General features: G+C 58.0%; 21 protein-coding genes. 11 read left to right on the forward strand and 10 right to left on the reverse strand.

Translation table 11 applies throughout. The features are described from left to right. The coding region (locus tag ABJP42_RS16930; RefSeq protein ID WP_348342440.1) for a heme-dependent oxidative N-demethylase subunit alpha family protein at positions 1-524 on the reverse strand (524 nt) is incomplete at its 3' end. Positions 525-677: 153 nt separating this feature from the next. Between ABJP42_RS16930 and dddP the strand changes: the two genes are divergently transcribed. Continuing rightward, complete coding sequence (dddP, locus tag ABJP42_RS16935; RefSeq protein WP_348342442.1) at positions 678-2024, forward strand: dimethylsulfonioproprionate lyase DddP; 1347 nt, start codon at positions 678-680, stop codon at positions 2022-2024. Between the two features lie 3 nt (positions 2025-2027). On the opposite strand, the gene ABJP42_RS16940 is transcribed toward dddP, so the two are convergent. Both ABJP42_RS16940 and ABJP42_RS16945 read right to left on the reverse strand, forming a co-directional pair. Continuing rightward, positions 2028-3077 (reverse strand): nickel/cobalt transporter, encoded by a 1050-nt coding sequence (locus ABJP42_RS16940; RefSeq protein WP_348342444.1) that lies wholly within the window; start codon positions 3075-3077, stop codon positions 2028-2030. Continuing rightward, positions 3062-3724, reverse strand: a complete 663-nt coding sequence (locus tag ABJP42_RS16945) for a DUF1007 family protein (RefSeq protein ID WP_348342446.1) — start codon at positions 3722-3724, stop codon at positions 3062-3064. Before ABJP42_RS16945 ends, ABJP42_RS16940 begins: the two co-directional genes overlap by 16 nt. Before the next feature lie 229 nt (positions 3725-3953). On the opposite strand from ABJP42_RS16945, the gene ABJP42_RS16950 reads away from it, so the two are divergent. From ABJP42_RS16950 to ABJP42_RS16980, 7 genes are all read left to right on the forward strand, one after another. Continuing rightward, positions 3954-5183, forward strand: coding sequence for a bifunctional alpha/beta hydrolase/OsmC family protein (locus ABJP42_RS16950; protein WP_348342448.1), 1230 nt, complete (start codon positions 3954-3956; stop codon positions 5181-5183). A gap of 147 nt (positions 5184-5330) precedes the next feature. After that, positions 5331-5588: a DUF6455 family protein gene (locus ABJP42_RS16955; protein ID WP_348342450.1), complete on the forward strand. Its 258-nt coding sequence runs from the start codon at positions 5331-5333 to the stop codon at positions 5586-5588. A gap of 206 nt (positions 5589-5794) precedes the next feature. Beyond that, positions 5795-7099 carry an adenylosuccinate lyase gene (purB, locus tag ABJP42_RS16960; RefSeq protein ID WP_348342452.1) on the forward strand — a complete coding sequence of 435 codons (1305 nt, stop codon included), beginning with the start codon at positions 5795-5797 and terminating at the stop codon, positions 7097-7099. Positions 7100-7230: 131 nt separating this feature from the next. Further along, positions 7231-8208 carry a phosphotransferase family protein gene (locus ABJP42_RS16965; protein WP_348342454.1) on the forward strand — a complete coding sequence of 326 codons (978 nt, stop codon included), beginning with the start codon at positions 7231-7233 and terminating at the stop codon, positions 8206-8208. A gap of 115 nt (positions 8209-8323) precedes the next feature. Then, entirely contained in the window at positions 8324-8857 is a 534-nt protein-coding gene (locus ABJP42_RS16970; RefSeq protein ID WP_348342456.1) for a tetratricopeptide repeat protein, read from the forward strand. A gap of 76 nt (positions 8858-8933) precedes the next feature. Beyond that, positions 8934-10109 (forward strand): flagellar motor switch protein FliG, encoded by a 1176-nt coding sequence (locus tag ABJP42_RS16975; RefSeq protein WP_348342458.1) that lies wholly within the window; start codon positions 8934-8936, stop codon positions 10107-10109. Between the two features lie 172 nt (positions 10110-10281). Beyond that, positions 10282-11211 (forward strand): lysophospholipid acyltransferase family protein, encoded by a 930-nt coding sequence (locus tag ABJP42_RS16980; protein ID WP_348342460.1) that lies wholly within the window; start codon positions 10282-10284, stop codon positions 11209-11211. 83 nt (positions 11212-11294) lie between these two features. On the opposite strand, the gene ABJP42_RS16985 is transcribed toward ABJP42_RS16980, so the two are convergent. Continuing rightward, positions 11295-12026: a DUF1223 domain-containing protein gene (locus ABJP42_RS16985; RefSeq protein WP_348342463.1), complete on the reverse strand. Its 732-nt coding sequence runs from the start codon at positions 12024-12026 to the stop codon at positions 11295-11297. Between the two features lie 243 nt (positions 12027-12269). On the opposite strand from ABJP42_RS16985, the gene ABJP42_RS16990 reads away from it, so the two are divergent. From ABJP42_RS16990 to ABJP42_RS17000, 3 genes are all read left to right on the forward strand, one after another. Beyond that, positions 12270-12824, forward strand: a complete 555-nt coding sequence (locus ABJP42_RS16990; RefSeq protein ID WP_348342465.1) for an SDR family NAD(P)-dependent oxidoreductase — start codon at positions 12270-12272, stop codon at positions 12822-12824. Positions 12825-12850: 26 nt separating this feature from the next. Then, entirely contained in the window at positions 12851-12967 is a 117-nt protein-coding gene (locus ABJP42_RS16995; protein WP_348342505.1) for an SDR family oxidoreductase, read from the forward strand. A 69-nt stretch (positions 12968-13036) separates the two neighbouring features. Next, on the forward strand, positions 13037-13375 hold the full coding sequence (locus ABJP42_RS17000; RefSeq protein WP_348342467.1) for a DOPA 4,5-dioxygenase family protein: 339 nt from the start codon (positions 13037-13039) through the stop codon (positions 13373-13375). A 30-nt stretch (positions 13376-13405) separates the two neighbouring features. Here the strand turns inward: ABJP42_RS17000 and ABJP42_RS17005 are convergent, their stop codons facing one another. The 6 genes from ABJP42_RS17005 to ABJP42_RS17030 form a co-directional block, all read right to left on the reverse strand. After that, complete coding sequence (locus ABJP42_RS17005) at positions 13406-13945, reverse strand: DsbE family thiol:disulfide interchange protein (protein ID WP_348342469.1); 540 nt, start codon at positions 13943-13945, stop codon at positions 13406-13408. Further along, positions 13938-14096, reverse strand: coding sequence for a heme exporter protein CcmD (ccmD, locus tag ABJP42_RS17010; protein WP_348342471.1), 159 nt, complete (start codon positions 14094-14096; stop codon positions 13938-13940). Before ccmD ends, ABJP42_RS17005 begins: the two co-directional genes overlap by 8 nt. Positions 14097-14100: 4 nt before the next feature. Continuing rightward, positions 14101-14832: a heme ABC transporter permease gene (locus tag ABJP42_RS17015; RefSeq protein ID WP_348342473.1), complete on the reverse strand. Its 732-nt coding sequence runs from the start codon at positions 14830-14832 to the stop codon at positions 14101-14103. Between the two features lie 40 nt (positions 14833-14872). Beyond that, positions 14873-15529, reverse strand: coding sequence for a heme exporter protein CcmB (gene ccmB, locus ABJP42_RS17020; RefSeq protein ID WP_348342475.1), 657 nt, complete (start codon positions 15527-15529; stop codon positions 14873-14875). Continuing rightward, positions 15526-16140, reverse strand: coding sequence for a heme ABC exporter ATP-binding protein CcmA (ccmA, locus tag ABJP42_RS17025; RefSeq protein ID WP_348342476.1), 615 nt, complete (start codon positions 16138-16140; stop codon positions 15526-15528). The genes ccmB and ccmA overlap by 4 nt, the downstream gene beginning before the upstream one ends. Before the next feature lie 122 nt (positions 16141-16262). After that, the gene (locus ABJP42_RS17030; protein ID WP_348342478.1) at positions 16263-16616 is read right to left on the reverse strand and encodes an Mth938-like domain-containing protein; all 354 of its coding nucleotides are present in this window, start codon (positions 16614-16616) and stop codon (positions 16263-16265) included. Between the last annotated feature and the right edge of the window lie 136 nt (positions 16617-16752).

The raw sequence follows: 16752 nt of genomic DNA on the forward strand, positions 1-16752 counted from the left end.
GGCCGCCCCACCTGCACCCCGTCAAACAGTCGCTGCACCCGCTTGGCCATTCCATCATCATAACTTTCGACCGTGTCATGAATACCAATCAGGGGCCGCATGAATTTTTCGCTCAGGGTCCAACTGGCTGGAAAGCACAAAACCGCGCCGGTCAGCACATGTTCCTCACTGCCCTCGCGGCGCTCCAACAGGCAGAAATCTTCCTGAGCGATCATCCCCAGCGTGGCCAGTGGATCCTCCCAATCGATGGCAACCGTGTTACCGTCTGGGCGGGTTACCTGTTTCTGCGCTCCATCATAACGATGGTCCAACACCAGTTGCAAAAGCTCCTGCGCCGGTGCCAAAGCTGCTGTATCCATTTGTAAAACCGCCGCGCGCCGCTGCGCCAGCAGCTCCTCGCGGCGGAGCATTTGGCCTGCAAAAGCATCGTCGGGGCGCAGCCAGGACTCTATGTCCAGAGGTTTGATCCCTGGAAGGCTGACCTCGACCAAGGGGTTATGCGGGATAGATTTTTGCAGAATCATGAGTGGCCTTCAGGTCTTTGTTTGCAAAAGAAATATCAAGATATGCCTTAGAAATCGCGCAAAAACGCCCTCGGTGCGGTCGCAATCAGGACGGAAAGCCATGGCCAGCAGGCTCCAGACTGGACAGAGCTGTTCAGAAGGAGAGGTTAGGCGATGGACATGCATTACCGCGAGAACCGCAAGATCGACCCTAGCCGTGGGAGCCACCTAGGCGACGGCACCCCCAATCAGAATGATCGCATCGAAATCGGGCCGACCCAGCTGGCTTTCTCTGAGTGGGAAGAGGCTGGCCTCATCCTACCCAACCTCTCCCGCATGCGCGAGTTTCGCTGGAACAGACTGGTGCAGGCGATCCAGGCCCGCGACTATGGCGGCGTTTTGCTGTTTGACCCGCTGAACATCCGCTACGCTACTGACAGCACCAATATGCAGCTGTGGAACACGCACAATCCCTTTCGGGCGCTGCTGATCTGTGCCGATGGCTACATGGTGATCTGGGACTACAAGAACTCGCCCTTTCTATCGACCTTTAACCCGCTGGTGCGCGAACAGCGCTCTGGTGCGGATCTGTTTTACTTTGATCGCGGTGACAAGGTGGATGTGGCGGCAGATGTGTTGTCCAACGAGGTGCGCCAGCTGATCGAGGAACATGCCGGCGGCAATATGCGGCTTGGCGTCGATAAGGTGATGCTGCACGGGTTGCGCGCGCTCGAAGCGCAGGGATTTGAAATCATGGAGGGCGAAGAGCTCACCGAGAAAACCCGCGCCATCAAAGGCGAGGATGAGATCCGCGCCATGCGCTGTGCCAATCACGCCTGTGAAACTGCCGTGCGGGTGATGGAGGATTTTGCCCGCGCCCATGTTGGCGACGGCAAGACCAGCGAGGATGACATCTGGGCGGTTCTGCACGCAGAAAACATCCGCCGGGGCGGCGAGTGGATCGAAACCCGGCTCTTGGCCTCGGGGCCGCGCAGCAATCCCTGGTTTCAGGAATGCGGGCCACGGATCACCCAGCAGAACGAGATCATCTCCTTTGATACCGATCTGATCGGCTCTTACGGAATCTGTATAGACATCTCGCGCAGCTGGTGGATTGGGGATCAGAAACCGCGTGCGGATATGATCTACGCCATGCGCCATGCCCATGAGCACATCATGCAGAACATGGAGATGCTAAAGCCCGGCGTGACCATTCCGGAACTCACAGCCAATGCCCATGTGCTGGACCAGCAATTTCAGGCGCAGAAATATGGCTGCCTGATGCATGGCGTTGGGCTCTGTGATGAATGGCCCCTCGTGGCCTACCCGGACAAGGCCGTACCCGGCGCCTTTGACTATGCGCTGGAACCCGGCATGGTGCTTTGTGTGGAGGCCTGTGTTGGCACCGTTGGCGGCGATTTCTCCATCAAACTGGAGGATCAGGTGCTGATCACCGAGACCGGCTACGAGAACCTCACCACCTACCCCTTTGATGCGGCCTTGATGGGAGAGCAGAAATAGGCCTTACCCAAGGCTCCGGATCAACAGACCAGTGGCAATCAGAGCCACAAGAAATCCTGCGCCGATTTCCAACAGTGGCACCACCTGCGCCGCCCGGTTGGACCGGGTAAACAGCGCCAAGGCCCCCCCACGCAGGCCAAGCGCCGCCAGCCCTACCGTGATGGTGATCGAGGCTGTCCCCAGCGCCATGGCAAAGGCCCCGGCAACCCCGGCCAGGGCAATGCCCATCTGCCAGGTGATGATCAGAACAAAAAGCGCGCCGGTACAGGGCCTTATCGCAATACCTGCAATCAAAACCAGTGCTTCACGCAGGCTGTGCAGCCCTTCGATCTCATCAAGGCTAGGGCCATGGCGGTGGCCACAGCTGTCGCAGACCGCATCCGAACCTTGACCTTCATTGGCTGCAGGCGCGTGATCATGAGAATGGCTATGCGCATCCGTGTGGTGTTCATGATGGGCGTTAGAATGATCGTGGGCGTGATCAAGGTGGTGATGATCATAGTGGCTGTGTTCAGGGCCACAGCTATCTTGCGCGTCTTTTGCAGCAGCATTGCGCCACAGTTTCCGTGCACCGCGCAGCAGTAGCCACAGCCCCACCCCGCCAATCGCCGCATAGCTGATCGGCGCCATAGTCTTTTCGGCCAGCCCAATCATACTGTCACGCCCCAACTGCAGGATTGATATGGCCCCGTATACCAGCAGCACTGCGGTTACCGCCTGCCCCAGGCTCGAGACCAGCGCGACCAGGCTGAGTTTCAGCCAGGGGGTTTTGCGGGCCAGGCCATAGCCGCCGATCAGCACCTTGCCATGGCCAGGGCCGATTGCGTGAAAAAACCCATAGGCGAAACAGACCAGCATCAACAGCGCCAGGGCACCAGGCTCCCCAGCCCGCAGGGCGCGCAACGCAGCGGCAATCCGGTTCTGGAACCCCCGTTGTTGCACAGCCGCCCAGTCGCCAAGCGGCGCCAAAAGGTCTTGCCCGAACCACCAAATCAAAAGGCAAAAAACCAAACAGGTCACAGCCAGGGCGGGCAGTTTCAGGATGTGGGGCATGTGAGCAATATCTCTGTTGCAAAAGCGCCGCCCATCAGCGGAATATCGTTTTCTTCAAGATCGGCATCCGCATCCAAACGCAGCAACTGCGCCTGCATGCGTGCCAGACTGCCGGCAATGTCGGGTTCAATACGCTCCAACATGCATTGCCCCTGCAAATGGCTGGGCAGAGTCACCGGCAGCTTGATCTCATAGGCGGTGTAATAAGAGGGATCAAAAGCCTTCAGCGAAAAGGGCCCGGCCGCCATAGGGGTTTGAAGCTGGCGAATATGGGTGCTGACAATTTTGCCCTGGCGCAGCTCGGTCGTGGGCTCCAGCGGGCCAGAGAGCGGCAACAGGGCGCCGCCAACCTGGATCTCCAGATCGCCGTTGAATCCCTCATCCCAATTGGTGTCAAAACCGGTCAAACGGGCGTTTTCTTGCGGTGTCAAAACACCATCGCCATCATTATCCAACTGCAGATCCTCAGTGACCAAAAGCGAATAGAATTCATCATATTGCCAGGTGACCTTGATCTGAAAAAGTCGGCCCTGATCGTCAAACTCAAAGGCAAACCCGGTGTCGATAAAGACATGCGGATGCGCCAGAGCGGGCAGCGGGGACATCAGGCCAAGCATCAGGCCAAGGGAAAGGATCGCGGGTTTCATAAGGAGCAACCTTAGGGGGTGAACCCCAGGGCTGCAATTAAACAAGCCGCGACTGGCCCATCTCATCGGCAGTTTCACGCTGCCCGCCCCAATTGGAGGCCGCCTTTGGTGAAAACGCGCCCGCAACAGATCTCTTTGCATCACCTTCGCGTGACGTTTCTTACCGCTGCCTTGCCCTGCATCGCGCGGCCACGCAGGTTAAGGTACCCAAAGCAATGAGGCTCCCGCCATGCCCACCGAACGCATCACCTTCCCCGGCCATTCAGGCGAAAACCTGGCAGCCCGGCTTGATCTGCCCAGCGGGCCGGTACTGGCCACCGCCCTGTTTGCCCATTGCTTTACCTGCTCCAAGGATATTCCGGCAGCCCGCCGCATTGCTGGGCGCCTCGCCGCCATGGGCATTGCGGTGCTGCGCTTTGATTTCACCGGGCTTGGCCATTCTGAAGGCGAGTTTGCCAATACTACCTTCAGCTCCAATGTCTCTGACCTGATCGCCGCGGCCCAGTATCTGGCCAAACGCAGCATGGCGCCATCACTGTTGATCGGCCACTCGCTGGGCGGGGCTGCGGTGCTGCGGGCGCGGGCGGGCATCCCGACCATCAAAGGTGTTGTCACCCTGGGCGCGCCTTTTGATCCCGGCCATGTCTCGCATCATTTTGACGCCGCCCTGCCCGAGATCAAAGCCCAGGGTCAGGCCGAGGTCTGCCTCGGCGGGCGCCCCTTTGTTATCGGGCAGAGCTTTGTTGAGGATATCAAGGCCGAGGTTCTCGCCCCTGCCATTGAGGAATTGAACGCCGCCCTTTTGGTGATGCATGCGCCACGGGACGCCACAGTCAGCATCGACAATGCGGCTGAGATTTTTACCGCCGCTAAACATCCCAAGAGCTTTGTTACCCTGGACGAGGCTGACCACCTGATCAGCCAGCAACGCGACGCCGAATATGCCGCCGAGGTGATTGCCGCCTGGGCCGGACGCTATATCGATATGGCGCCGCCCGCACCGCCCCCCGGCGCGCCCGAAGGCGTGCTGCGGATCACTGAGGCGGATCCGGCAGGGTTTCTGCAGGATATTCAATCTGGCCCGCATCATCATGCCTATGCAGATGAACCGCTGGCCTATGGTGGCACCAACCGGGGCATGTCACCCTACGGGTTTGTCTCTGCCGGGCTTGGCGCCTGCACCTCGATGACCATCCGCATGTATGCCCGGCGCAAGGGCTGGAAGCTCGACAGCGTCAGCGTGGATGTCTCCCATGACAAGGTCCACGCGCAGGACGCGCTGCCAACGGGGCCGGCCAAGATTGACCAGTTTATTCGCACCATTCGCATTTGTGGCACTTTGGATGCAGAGCAACGCGCCAAACTGCTGGAGATTGCTGACAAATGCCCGGTGCATCGCACGCTGGAGCACAGCTCCAAGGTCATGACCACATTGGAAGAAGAGCACTCTATGATGTAGCCGCCCTGCCCCCTTTACCTTTGCAACGGCGCGCCCAGATCAAGCCTGGCCAAAAAATGATATTGATACATATCAATGCTGCCCGGTTTGATCCCTGTCACCCTGACCTTAGCGAATGGGACACCCGTCCAATCTGAGGAGACGCGCATGGGACTTTTTTCAAAACTCGGGCAGAGCACCGATCTGGTCGAAGGTATGGCGGACCGTCTCGGCGTTGATTTTGCAGACGACATCGTCAGAGATCCCGAAACCGGAGGCCGCAAGTTCCGCCGCGCGGTGTTGAACTGCAGCCATTGCAGCAACCAGGCGGGTTGTGCGGATTTGCAGGCCGAAACGGATCACCTGGCAGAGGCACCAGACTATTGCCGCAACCGGGACATGCTGGCGCATATGCCCAAGGGCTGATCCCTGCATATAGCTTGGTTCCAAATGGCCCCGTCTAGGCGGGGTCTTTTGCTATCTGCACAGGGGCTCGCCCCCTGCAGCGCCTGCATTTGCGCGCAAGAAGATGCGACATATTTGAGAACCCCCTGCCCAGACTTGCCCATCTGGCTTACCTCCCGTATGACGCGCTCTATCAACTGGACAATCCCATAAAGGTGCTTTCGCCAATGATCCCTCGCTATTCCCGCCCCGAAATGGTCGCCATTTGGTCGCCCGAGACCAAGTTCAAGATCTGGTATGAAATCGAGGCCCATGCCTGCGAAGCCATGGCCAACCTCGGCGTCATTCCGCGCGAGAACGCCGATGCGGTCTGGAAAGCCAAGGACGTGGAATTTGACGTCGCCCGCATCGATGAAATCGAAGCCGTGACCAAACATGACGTCATCGCCTTCCTGACCCATCTGGCCGAACACGTTGGCTCTGAAGAGGCCCGTTTTGTGCATCAGGGCATGACTTCTTCGGATGTGCTGGACACCTGTCTCAATGTGCAGCTGGTGCGCTCTGCTGACATCCTTGTCAAGGACATGGAAGCCCTGTTGGCAGCGTTGAAAAAACGCGCTCTGGAGCACAAAGACACCGTACGTGTGGGCCGGAGCCACGGCATCCATGCCGAACCCACCACCATGGGGCTGACATTCGCCCGTTTCTACGCTGAAATGGACCGCAACCTGGCGCGTCTGAAACTGGCCCGCACTGAAATCGCCACAGGTGCCATTTCGGGCGCGGTTGGCACATTTGCCAATATCGACCCCGCCATCGAAGAGCATGTCTGCGCCGAGCTGGGTCTTTCGCCCGAGCCGATCTCGACCCAGGTGATCCCGCGTGACCGTCACGCGATGTTCTTTGCCACCCTTGGTGTGATTGCCTCGTCGATCGAAAACGTCGCCACTGAAATTCGGCACCTGCAGCGCACCGAAGTGCTGGAAGGCGCGGAGTTCTTCTCGATGGGCCAGAAAGGCTCTTCGGCGATGCCGCACAAAAAAAACCCGGTCCTGACCGAAAACCTGACCGGCCTCGCCCGCCTGGTGCGTTCAGCGGTGATCCCGGCAATGGAAAACGTGGCCCTCTGGCACGAGCGCGATATTTCACATTCCTCTGTTGAACGCGCTATCGGTCCTGACTGCTGCGTCACCCTGGATTTTGCCCTGGCCCGTCTTACCGGTGTGATCGACAAGATGTTGGTTTTCCCTGACAACATGCTGGACAACATGAACAAGTTCCCCGGTCTGGTGATGAGCCAGCGGGTGCTTTTGGCCCTCACTCAGGCCGGCGTGTCACGCGAAGACGCCTATTCCATGGTGCAGCGCAACGCGCTGAAAGTCTGGGAAGAGCGGCTTGATTTCCGTGAGCTGCTGCTGGCGGATGCCGAAGTCGTTGCGGCGCTTGGCGTCGAGGGTGTCGAAGAAAAGTTCAACATGGACTACCACACCAAACACGTCGACACGATCTTTAGCCGGGTCTTTGGCAGCTAATCTCCCCTAAAGCGATGATTCTGGGCGTGTCTCCATGCGGCGGCACGCCCTTTTTTTGTTGAAATCACATTCTTGCCTTAAACCCATGCAACACAGCCGCTTAGAACAAATTTTTTTGACGGTTTTCTTGAATGCTCCCCTTTGCCCACTTTGACGAAGATCTGGTTCTCGATTGCATTGCTGAGTTTTCAGCCACCAGTGACCGCCCCGGTCCCTATGCCGTGACTTGCCTGGATCAATCCGGCGATTTCCCCACCGAACGCATGGCATTTCGCCTGTCATGTGATGACCATCCCGAGTTGGTGCTTAAACTGGATAGCGCACCAGCCACACAGCGGCTGTCAAAGGATTTCCAAATCCTGAAGGAGCTGCAGGCAGGATCTTTGCAAAACCCGCGATTGGCGGTGATCAAACCGCTGTACCTGTCGCCCAAAGGCCATTTTCACATCACTGAGTTTGCCCCCGGCAAGACTGCAAAGCAGAAGATCTACGCAGACCCGCCCCAATCCCGCGCAGGTCAGATCTTTCGCCGTGGCGGCAAATGGCTCCATGAGTTACATGCGTCGAAGCCCATCGAAAAGGGCGGGATATGGGCAAGCTGGATGCTGGAAGAGGTTGAAAAACAAAGAACAACCGCAGCCTGCCAGGCCTGTTCAGAAACCCTGGAAGAATACGTCGGGATCATGCAAACCGATCTTTCTCTTTTTTCAAGTCGCGAGGATACGCTGGTCTTTAGTCATGGGGATTTCCATGGCGGTAATCTCATCCTGGCTCAGGGCAAAACCTTTGGTTTGGACTTTACCGAAGCGACAAGAAAGCTCGCGGTCTATGATATTGTCGACTACCTGAAAATGGATGTCTTTGCCCCGGCGACGGCGGGTATGGTCGGAGCTGACGGTATTCAGAAACATACCCGAGCGATGTTTGAAAAGGGCTACCGCCATGGCTTTGACGCCAAACTGCTGAGCTATTGCCTGCGCGGCAGGCTTCTCATTGAATGGGTGAAGATTAGTATTCAAAAATTTGAGCAGAGCAGTTTTCAGCGCAAGAAGTTCAGCTGTTTGCAGAACCGGCTGCATTTTGCCTTTGCACAACCATTGCATCGCTAAGCCGGAAGGTCAGTTGGAGGTCACGTCAACGTGACCCGCCAAAGCGATGAAGTTTGCATGGAAGTGCAAATTTTGCACTATAGTCTCAGATGATCCAGTCAGTCGGAGTTGTTTGATGCGTTCCCTTGTTCTTGCCCTTGCCCTGAGCCTGCCTTTTCCTGCCTTTGCCGCTGGTGATGATGGCTGGAGCCCGCCGAAACCCTCTGGCACCACCAAGGAATGCAGAGGCAAGCGGGTCTGGGATGAAGCCAAAGGCCGATGTGTGCGGCCCAAGGAATCCTCGCTGAACCAGGACCAACTGTTTGATGCCGTACGCGAGCTGGCCTATGCCGGGCGCAACGAAGACGCCCAGGCGGTGCTGTCGGCGATGCAGGATCAAGAGGCCGCACGGGTATTGACCTATTGGGGTTTCACCCACCGCAAGCTCGGCAACCGCACCCTGGCCAATGCCTATTATGATCAGGCCATCGCCCGAAACCCCGACAATCTGCTGGCACGCTCCTATATGGGGCAAGGTTTTGTCGAGGAAGGCCAATTTGGTCTGGCCCTGGCGCAGTGGAAAGAAATCCGCGCCCGTGGCGGTGCAGGCAGCTGGCCAGAAACTTCATTGCGGCAGGCGCTTGAGACCGGAACAACCACAAGCTATTGAACTTCAGCTTTTCTTTACCGCTTGTGGGATAGTTTGAACCCGACCGAAAAAGAATCTTTTTGGCTAGGGTGCTAGAATGCTGCAAGACGATATGTTGGCTCTGCCAATGACAACCGATGCTGGTGGAATGGGTGACTTCGGGTCTCCGGCCCCCTTGGACATGGGTGGCCCACTGGACATGGGGAGCCCTATGGATATGGGGGCGCCTGCGCCTATGGGCATGGGCGGTGATCCTGCGCCAACTACCAATCTGAGCGGTAAAGCCAAGGCCGCTATCGTTGTACGCCTGCTGCTCAATGAAGGCGCCGATATTCCGATCGAAGACCTGCCAGATGAGTTGCAGATGGAACTGACCCAGCAGATGGGCAAGATGCGACTGATTGATCGGGACACGCTCTATGCCGTCGCCGGAGAATTTGCCGGGCTGCTCGACAATGTTGGCCTGACCTTCCCCAATGGTCTCGCCGGAGCCCTCACTGCCATGGATGGACGCATCAGCCGTCAGACCGCCAGTCGCCTGCGCAAAGAGGCAGGCGTGCGCCAGTTTGGTGACCCCTGGGAGCGGCTCAAAGCCCTGCCACCCGAAGATCTTGCCTCGCTGGCCGAAGCAGAAAGTATCGAGGTTGCCGCAGTTTTGCTGTCCAAACTCGACACCGCAAAAGCCGCGCAGATGCTGGTTCACCTGCCCGGACCCGTGGCGCGCCAGATCACCTATGCTGTAAGCCACACAAGCAACGTCACTCCGGATACTGTTGATCGCATTGGCCTTTCTCTGGCCGGACAGGTCGAAGCCCGTCCAGATCTCGCCTTTGAAACGACCCCTGGCCAACGCGTCGGTGCCATCCTCACCGAGGCGGCAGCTGCGAAACGCGAAGAGGTTCTCACGGCGCTGGAGGAAGAGGACGAGGAATTCGCCACAGATGTGCGCAAATCGATCTTTACCTATGGTTTGATTGCCCAGCGGATGGATCCGCTGGATGTGCCAAAACTGATGCGTGTTCTTGCCATTCCCGAACTGGTGACCTCTATCGCCTATGCCAATACGCCAGAGGACCGTGCCACCAGCGAGTTCCTGCTCGACAATATGTCCAGCCGGATGGCCAACAACATTCGCGAAGAAGTGGGCGAAAAAGGCAAAGTGAAACGTGCCGATGGGGAAACTGCCTTTGGTCTGGTCATCGGTGCAATGCGTGATCTGATTAACACCGGCGAGATCGAGTTGAAGTCGGATGAGGACGAAGATGAAGAGTAAGGCTGCGCGCACTGACTGAAGCCTCGGTGCTGAGGTCTGGCGCGTTTGCGATCTTCGCCTCTCTCTTTCTTCACCGTATGGCAGGCCTCCTGCTGAGGTCACAGGTTGTGCCTATATTCTCTTGGGGTTATGATCTGTTTCTGCTCTTCACCTCATGCAGGCCACGCCTTTTATGCCCCTAGATCCCTCTCAGCTTTCCTCCAAGAAACGCCTGTCCTATTTCGTAGGAAATCTCGCACTCCGGGGCATTCTTGGCCTGGCTGGCCTAGTGCCCTACCGCTGGCGGGTGCCGATGATTGGCAGGTTGATGAGCGCCCTTGGGCCTGTCGCAGGCCTTGACCGCCGGGTACGGGAGAACCTGGCTTTGACCTGCCCAGAACTCTCAGAACCCGAAGTTCTGAAGCTCTGCCGTGAAGTCAGCAACAATGCCGGGCGGACAATTACCGAGCTGTATGCCGGGGACGCCTTTATCGACAGAGCAAAAGCCGCCCCGATCACCGGGCCCGGGCTGAATGCCTTGGAAGAGGCTCGCGCTGCAGGGCGACCGGTCATTCTGGTGACAGGACACTTTGGAAATTACGATGCGGCCCGCGCCGGACTGATCGCCCGAGGGTTTTCAATGGGCGCGCTCTACCGACGAATGGCCAATCCCTACTTCAATAAACACTACGTTAGCACCATTAGCCACATTGGCACTCCAATGTTCGAACAGGGCAAGCGCGGCATGATTGAAATGGTCAGACACCTAAAAAAAGGTGGTATTATTGCAATCGTAGCAGACCTTCATGTTCATGGAGGCGAGCTGATTGACTTCTTCGGCAAGCCAGCAGTGACCTCAACCGTGCCAGCAGAGCTCGCCCTGAAATATGGCGCAGCCCTGATCCCTGTCTATGGTATCAGACAAGACAATGGTCTCGATTTTGAGATTCTATTGAATAATGAGATCCCCGCCACGGATCCCATTACCATGACCAAAGCGATCTGTGATGATCTGGAAAGCGTGGTACGCCGCCATATGGGACAATGGTTTTGGATCCATCGCCGTTGGAAGCCCTATGTTTCCTTTCCAAAACCCTCGCCATCAGATGGAAAACAAAACTGACGGCGAAAGGCAGATCTTACACTCTGATTTCAGAGCCTTACGGATAAAACTTAAACTTGACCTAAAAAACTAGCACGTCTTAGCTACTCGATCCGTCGGGCTGCCAGAACTGTGCCGAAGGGACTTTGTTGCACCAAGACGGCAGCTGGCAGTGCCCCATCAAAATCAACGGTGAATTCAATTGCCTGTTGACCGTCCCACATTTTGACATGCTGCAAGTCATCGACAACATTCGCGTAGTCAAGCCGATGGCCGGCTAGCTCCCCTCGGGCAATATCCACCGTTTTCAAGGCGGTATAGCGCACGATCTGGATGGAAACCGGCTGATCGGGCAACACCTCACGCGGCTTCAATGAGACTAAAATCTGCCCGTCGCCGCGCCGCACTTCCAAGGCCACCGGACGCGGAGTGGTCTGATGCGCGGCGATGGCCTCCGCAAGCGCCATTGCATCCCCACCAGAGACATCCTGATACCCCATAACGATCATTTGCGGAGTATAGATCATCCGTCGCCCGCCAACCTGCGCATAGCCCTTTTGCCGGTTGGTATGGACAGGGCTGGCAAAGATGTCCTTCCAGCCGATGTAATCCCAGTAGTCCACATGCAGCGCCAGTGCCAAGACATCCTCACGCTCCGCCAGTTTCTTCAACAATGCATCGGCTGGCGGGCAGGAGGAACAGCCCTGCGAGGTAAACAGTTCCACCACCACCGGCTCATCTGCCGGGGCACGGTGTTGTTGTGCCGATGCCGCGCCGGACAGGGAAAAACACAGGGCAGTCACAAAGGCGGTCACAAGGGCAACGGTCAGTTTCATGGCAGTATCTTTCAGGTTCACGTCCCTCTGATCTACTGCGCTCCGCAAAATAACGCCAATCAATCATTCTTGAGCCTCCTGCGCGGCTAGACAGTTGGGTGTTCTTTTGTAGGTCTAAGCCAAGCATACCGACGGAGTTCCCTTTGTGAGCCCCCCAAAGGCCTGCCACACATCATCCTGTATGGCCTTGACGCACCTCACATGGAGCGCCCATCTTCTTGCAAGCCATGAGGAGGGTACAAGGTGGTCAAGACAGTGCTGGTGACTGGTGGCGCCTATGGAATAGGACGCGCGATTTCTACTATCTTTCAGTATGACAACAATGTTGCGCAAACTTGGTGTCACCGCGAGCCCGACACAGCTGCGCAAGACAACCAGTTGTTTTTACAGGCGGACCTCACCCAGGAAGGCAGTGCTGAAAGAGTGATCGATGCCACCATCGCGCGCTTTGGTCGGATTGACGTCACCGTAAACAACGCCGGATCTCTCGACTCCAGCCCTGTTGGTGATTTTGATGCAGACAAACAACGGGCCATCCTTGACCTGAACCTGCTGGCGCCCCAGTCCTTGCTAAGCGCGGCGCTGCCGCATCTTGCCCCTGGTGCTGCCATCGTCAGCATACCTTCCGTCAATGCCCAACTGCCCCCCAAGGCCCATGCCACCTATGGCGCCAGCAAGGCTGGCCTAAACCTCTGGACCCGCGCTATGGCCAAAGAGCTGGGACCCAAGGGCATCCGTGTGAATGCCGTCGCCCCGGTGCTGTCAATGTCCCAGAAGCTCCGCGCGACGCAGAGCTGACCAAGCTCTTTGTCAACGAAACCGCCCTGGGGCGCCTCGCCAGTGCCGAAGACATCGCCCAGGCCGTGGCCTTTCTGTCCTCCGATGCTGCCTCGTCGATCACCGGCGAAGTGCTCACGGTCTCGGGCGGCTACCGCTTATAGCAGCAGTGCACAGAGGCTGTGAGGCGATCTCGGATTGCATGGGCAGGCTTTATGCATAGGTTTTCACTCATGAAACAGATCGAAACCATCCGGGGCTATCACGCCCATGTCTATTTCGACGCGACCAGCCTCGAAACAGCTCAAAGCCTCTGCCAAAAGGCCGTTTCTCTTTTTGGGGTAAAAATGGGGCATTTGCACAAGGGCCCTGTTGGGCCGCACCCCATGGGCTCATGCCAGTTGGGGGCAAGCCCGGCGCAGTTTGCGCAATTGCTGCCCTGGCTGGCGCTGAACCGTGCGGGTCTTGTGGTGTTTGCCCATCCTGAAACCGGCAAACATCTGGAAGATCATCGCGATCACGGCATTTGGCTGGGAACCGGCCTGCCGCTGGACCTTTCGATCTTTGGCTAAGGCCCTGGGTCTTTCGCGCCTGTAGGCGGGTCAGTTGCCACGGGCCTTCTCGATCGCTGGGCGCAGGGCGGTTTCGATAACCCGCTGCGTCACCGGCCCGGCAAAACGCAGGATGATCTTCCCCGTGCCATCCACCACATAGGTCTCTGGCACGCCATAAACGCCCCAGTCCAGGGCCATGCGGCCCTGATCATCGCGGCCAATAGCAGCATAGGGATCCCCCAGTTCCTCCAGAAAGCTCGCGGCATTGCCGGGCTGGTCCTTATAGTTCACCCCGTAGATCTGAAGCCCCTCCTGCGACAGGGCTTCGAGCGCGGGATGTTCCACCCGGCAGGGGCCACACCAGCTGGCCCAGTAGTTCACCAGTTTGACCTCACCATCGCGCAGCATGGCATCGTCAAAGAGGGTCTTGTCGGTAAATGCAGTGAGCACAACCGGCGGCGCTGGTTGGCCTTCGCGGGCCGAAGGCAGGCTTTCAGGATCGTCGCGGTTCATGCCAATCACAGCCAGCCCGACAAAGCTGGCAAAGACAACAATGGGCAGGGCCATCAGCGGCGAAAACTTAGCCATTCTCGCGCATCCTTTGTTCCAGCGCGTCCATCTCGCGGCGCACTCTGCGGCCCCGCCACAGGGTGACAACCAACAAGACCGCCAAAAGCACAAGCGAGGCCGCATAGGCGCTCAGTACCGTGTCGCTGTATTTTCCCAGATCAGGCATCATATCCTCACCCCTCCTGCCGCTGGCGCGCCATCAGCGCCTTGATACGCCGGGCCCGGATTTCAGTCCCGGTGCGGTAGAACACCAGGGCCACAAAGAACAGCCCAAAGCCAACCATGCAAACATAAAGCGGATTGGAAAAGGCATCGGCGACATGCTCCTTTTCGTCCAAGGAAAGCGAGGCCCCCTGATGCAGCCCCTGGTTCCAGAAGTTCACCGCATAGCGGCTGAGCACCGCAAAGACCGTGCCGACAAGGCAGAGGATCGCGGTCAGATCTGCGGCTGTGTCAGGGTTATCAATGGCTTCCCAAAGAGCGATATAGCCAAGGTAAAACAGGAACAGCACCAAAAACGAGGTCAGGCGCGGATCCCAGGCCCACCAGGTGCCCCACATCGGCTGCCCCCAGATCGCGCCCGTCGCCAGGGCGATCAGCGTCATCACAATTCCGACAGGTGCAGCGGCCTTGGCCGCCAGAGCGCTGACATGGTGGCGACGGATCACCCAGATCAGCGAGGCCACAAGCATCATGAACCAGGCATTGATCGCCATCAGCGCCGCCGGCACATGCAAAAAGATGATCTTGACGGTGGAGCCCTGACGGTAGTCATCAGGCGTAAAGAAGAACCCCCAGATCAGCCCCACGGCCATCAACAGGCCCGAACTCAACCACAGCACCGGCATCACCCGCTCAGAGGTGTGCAAGAACTTTCGTGGATTGGCATATTCCCAGATCGACATTTTGGCTCTCTCGTTCCCGTGGTTTGGCTGCACTACATAGCTAGCGCAGATTGATACGCAATACGGCAGCACTGGCAAAGGGCATCAGCGCAATAACAGCGGCGGAAATCCCGGCCAGCATCAGCAAAGGTGTCTCGACATTCATGCTCATAGTACCGCGCCGCGCCGCCTCGGCACCAAAGATCAGTGTCGGCACATAAAGCGGCATCACCAAGAGCGACAGCAGCAACCCGCCGCGTTTCAGCCCAACGGTCAGCGCCGCACCAAAGGTGCCAATCACCGACAGGGCCGGTGTCCCCAGCAGGAGCGAGATCACCACCCATTTGAAGCCATCCAATGGCAGGCTCAGCAAGACGCCCAGCACAGGTGCGGCCAGCACCAGTGGCAGGCCAGTGGTGATCCAATGGGCCAGCGCCTTGATACTGACAACGGCCTCCAGCGGCAGGGGCGCCGTGGCCAAAAGATCCAGAGAACCATCCTCCCAGTCCAGCGCCAGCAGACGGTCCAGTGACAACAGGCAGGAGAGCAGCGCGCCCAGCCAGAGCACCCCCGGTGCGATACGGGACAGGAGATCGGATTCAGGCCCAACGGAAAAGGGCACCATGACGGTGACAATAAGGAAAAACGCCAGCCCAAGGCCAAAGCCGCCCCCGGCCCGCACCGCGAGCCGCAGATCCCGCATCAACAGCGCAATCACAAGAAGCCCCCGTCAAAATCATCAAACTCCAGCGGCGCAGCCTTATAGGGGCCAACGTCCAGAACCTCGGCCTCTAACCCGAGGTCAATATGGGTGGCAATCAGCGCTGCCCCCCCGGTTGCGAGATGCTGGCGCACTGCATTGGCAAAGAGCGCCACCGATGCCTGATCGAGGCTCACGGTGGGTTCATCCATCACCCAGATAGGCCGCCCAGTGACCAACACCCGCGACAGGCCCAACCGCCGTTTCTGCCCGGCTGATAATGCCCCTGCCGGGCGATCTCGCAGGGTGGTCAGATCAAAGGCCTCCAGAGCGGGTTCAATTGAACTGGTGCCAAAGACCGCAGCCCAAAAGGTCAAATTCTCAGTCACCGTTAGCGCCGATTTCAACCCATCAGAATGGGCCGCATATGCAATCTGATCTTCACCACCTGTGACCGTGCCAGCAAGCGGCGGCTGCAGCCCGGAAATACAGCGCAACAGGGTTGTCTTGCCAATCCCATTGGGACCACGCAGGATCAGCGCCTGGCCGGGGCTCAGCGTAAAACTGATCCCCTCCAGCACCGGCAAGCCACCACGGGCGATGCGCAGATCTGATACATTCAACGTCATGAATAACTGCTTATCTCATTGTTTGGCTGCACAAAAGGACAAAGCCACACGGCAGGCCTTGCGGCAGGTCAAACTATGCCAAACTTTCCTTGGCCCTTTGGGGCGAGAGAAAGGCGCCAAGTTCAAACCGTTAGTGCTGCAAGGGCAATACGGCGACCTTCTGAGGCCAATACATTATAGGTCCGACAGGCCGCAGGCGAGTTCATCACCTCGACGCCAATCCCTGCGCCCTCCAGTCGTTTGCGCAGGTCAGCAGGGATATGGGCAATCTCTTGCCCGGTGCCGATGAACAACACATCCACCTTCCCCGCTAGGGCCAACAACCCCGCGTCGTCGTCATAGCCGCCCCAGGTGCTGAGCCCGGTTGTGGTGAGCAACAACGCGCCCTCGTGCAGCGCGCCGCCAACGCGAAAAAACCCCGGCCCGTAGCCATCGACCGGTCTGGCCTCGCTAAAGGTCACTTCATTGAGCTGCATAGGCTGTCCTTTCTCATCTGTGACGCGGCGCAGGCATCAAACAGGTCTGCTTTGTGCCCTGCCTAGCATCAAAGCCCGCGCGATGGCGAGCCTCAGCTGCTAGGCGGAGGGCCGGTAAACCAAAAGAAGCCGCGGA

Source organism: Pseudophaeobacter sp. (assembly GCF_039971195.1).
Lineage (GTDB): Bacteria > Pseudomonadota > Alphaproteobacteria > Rhodobacterales > Rhodobacteraceae > Pseudophaeobacter.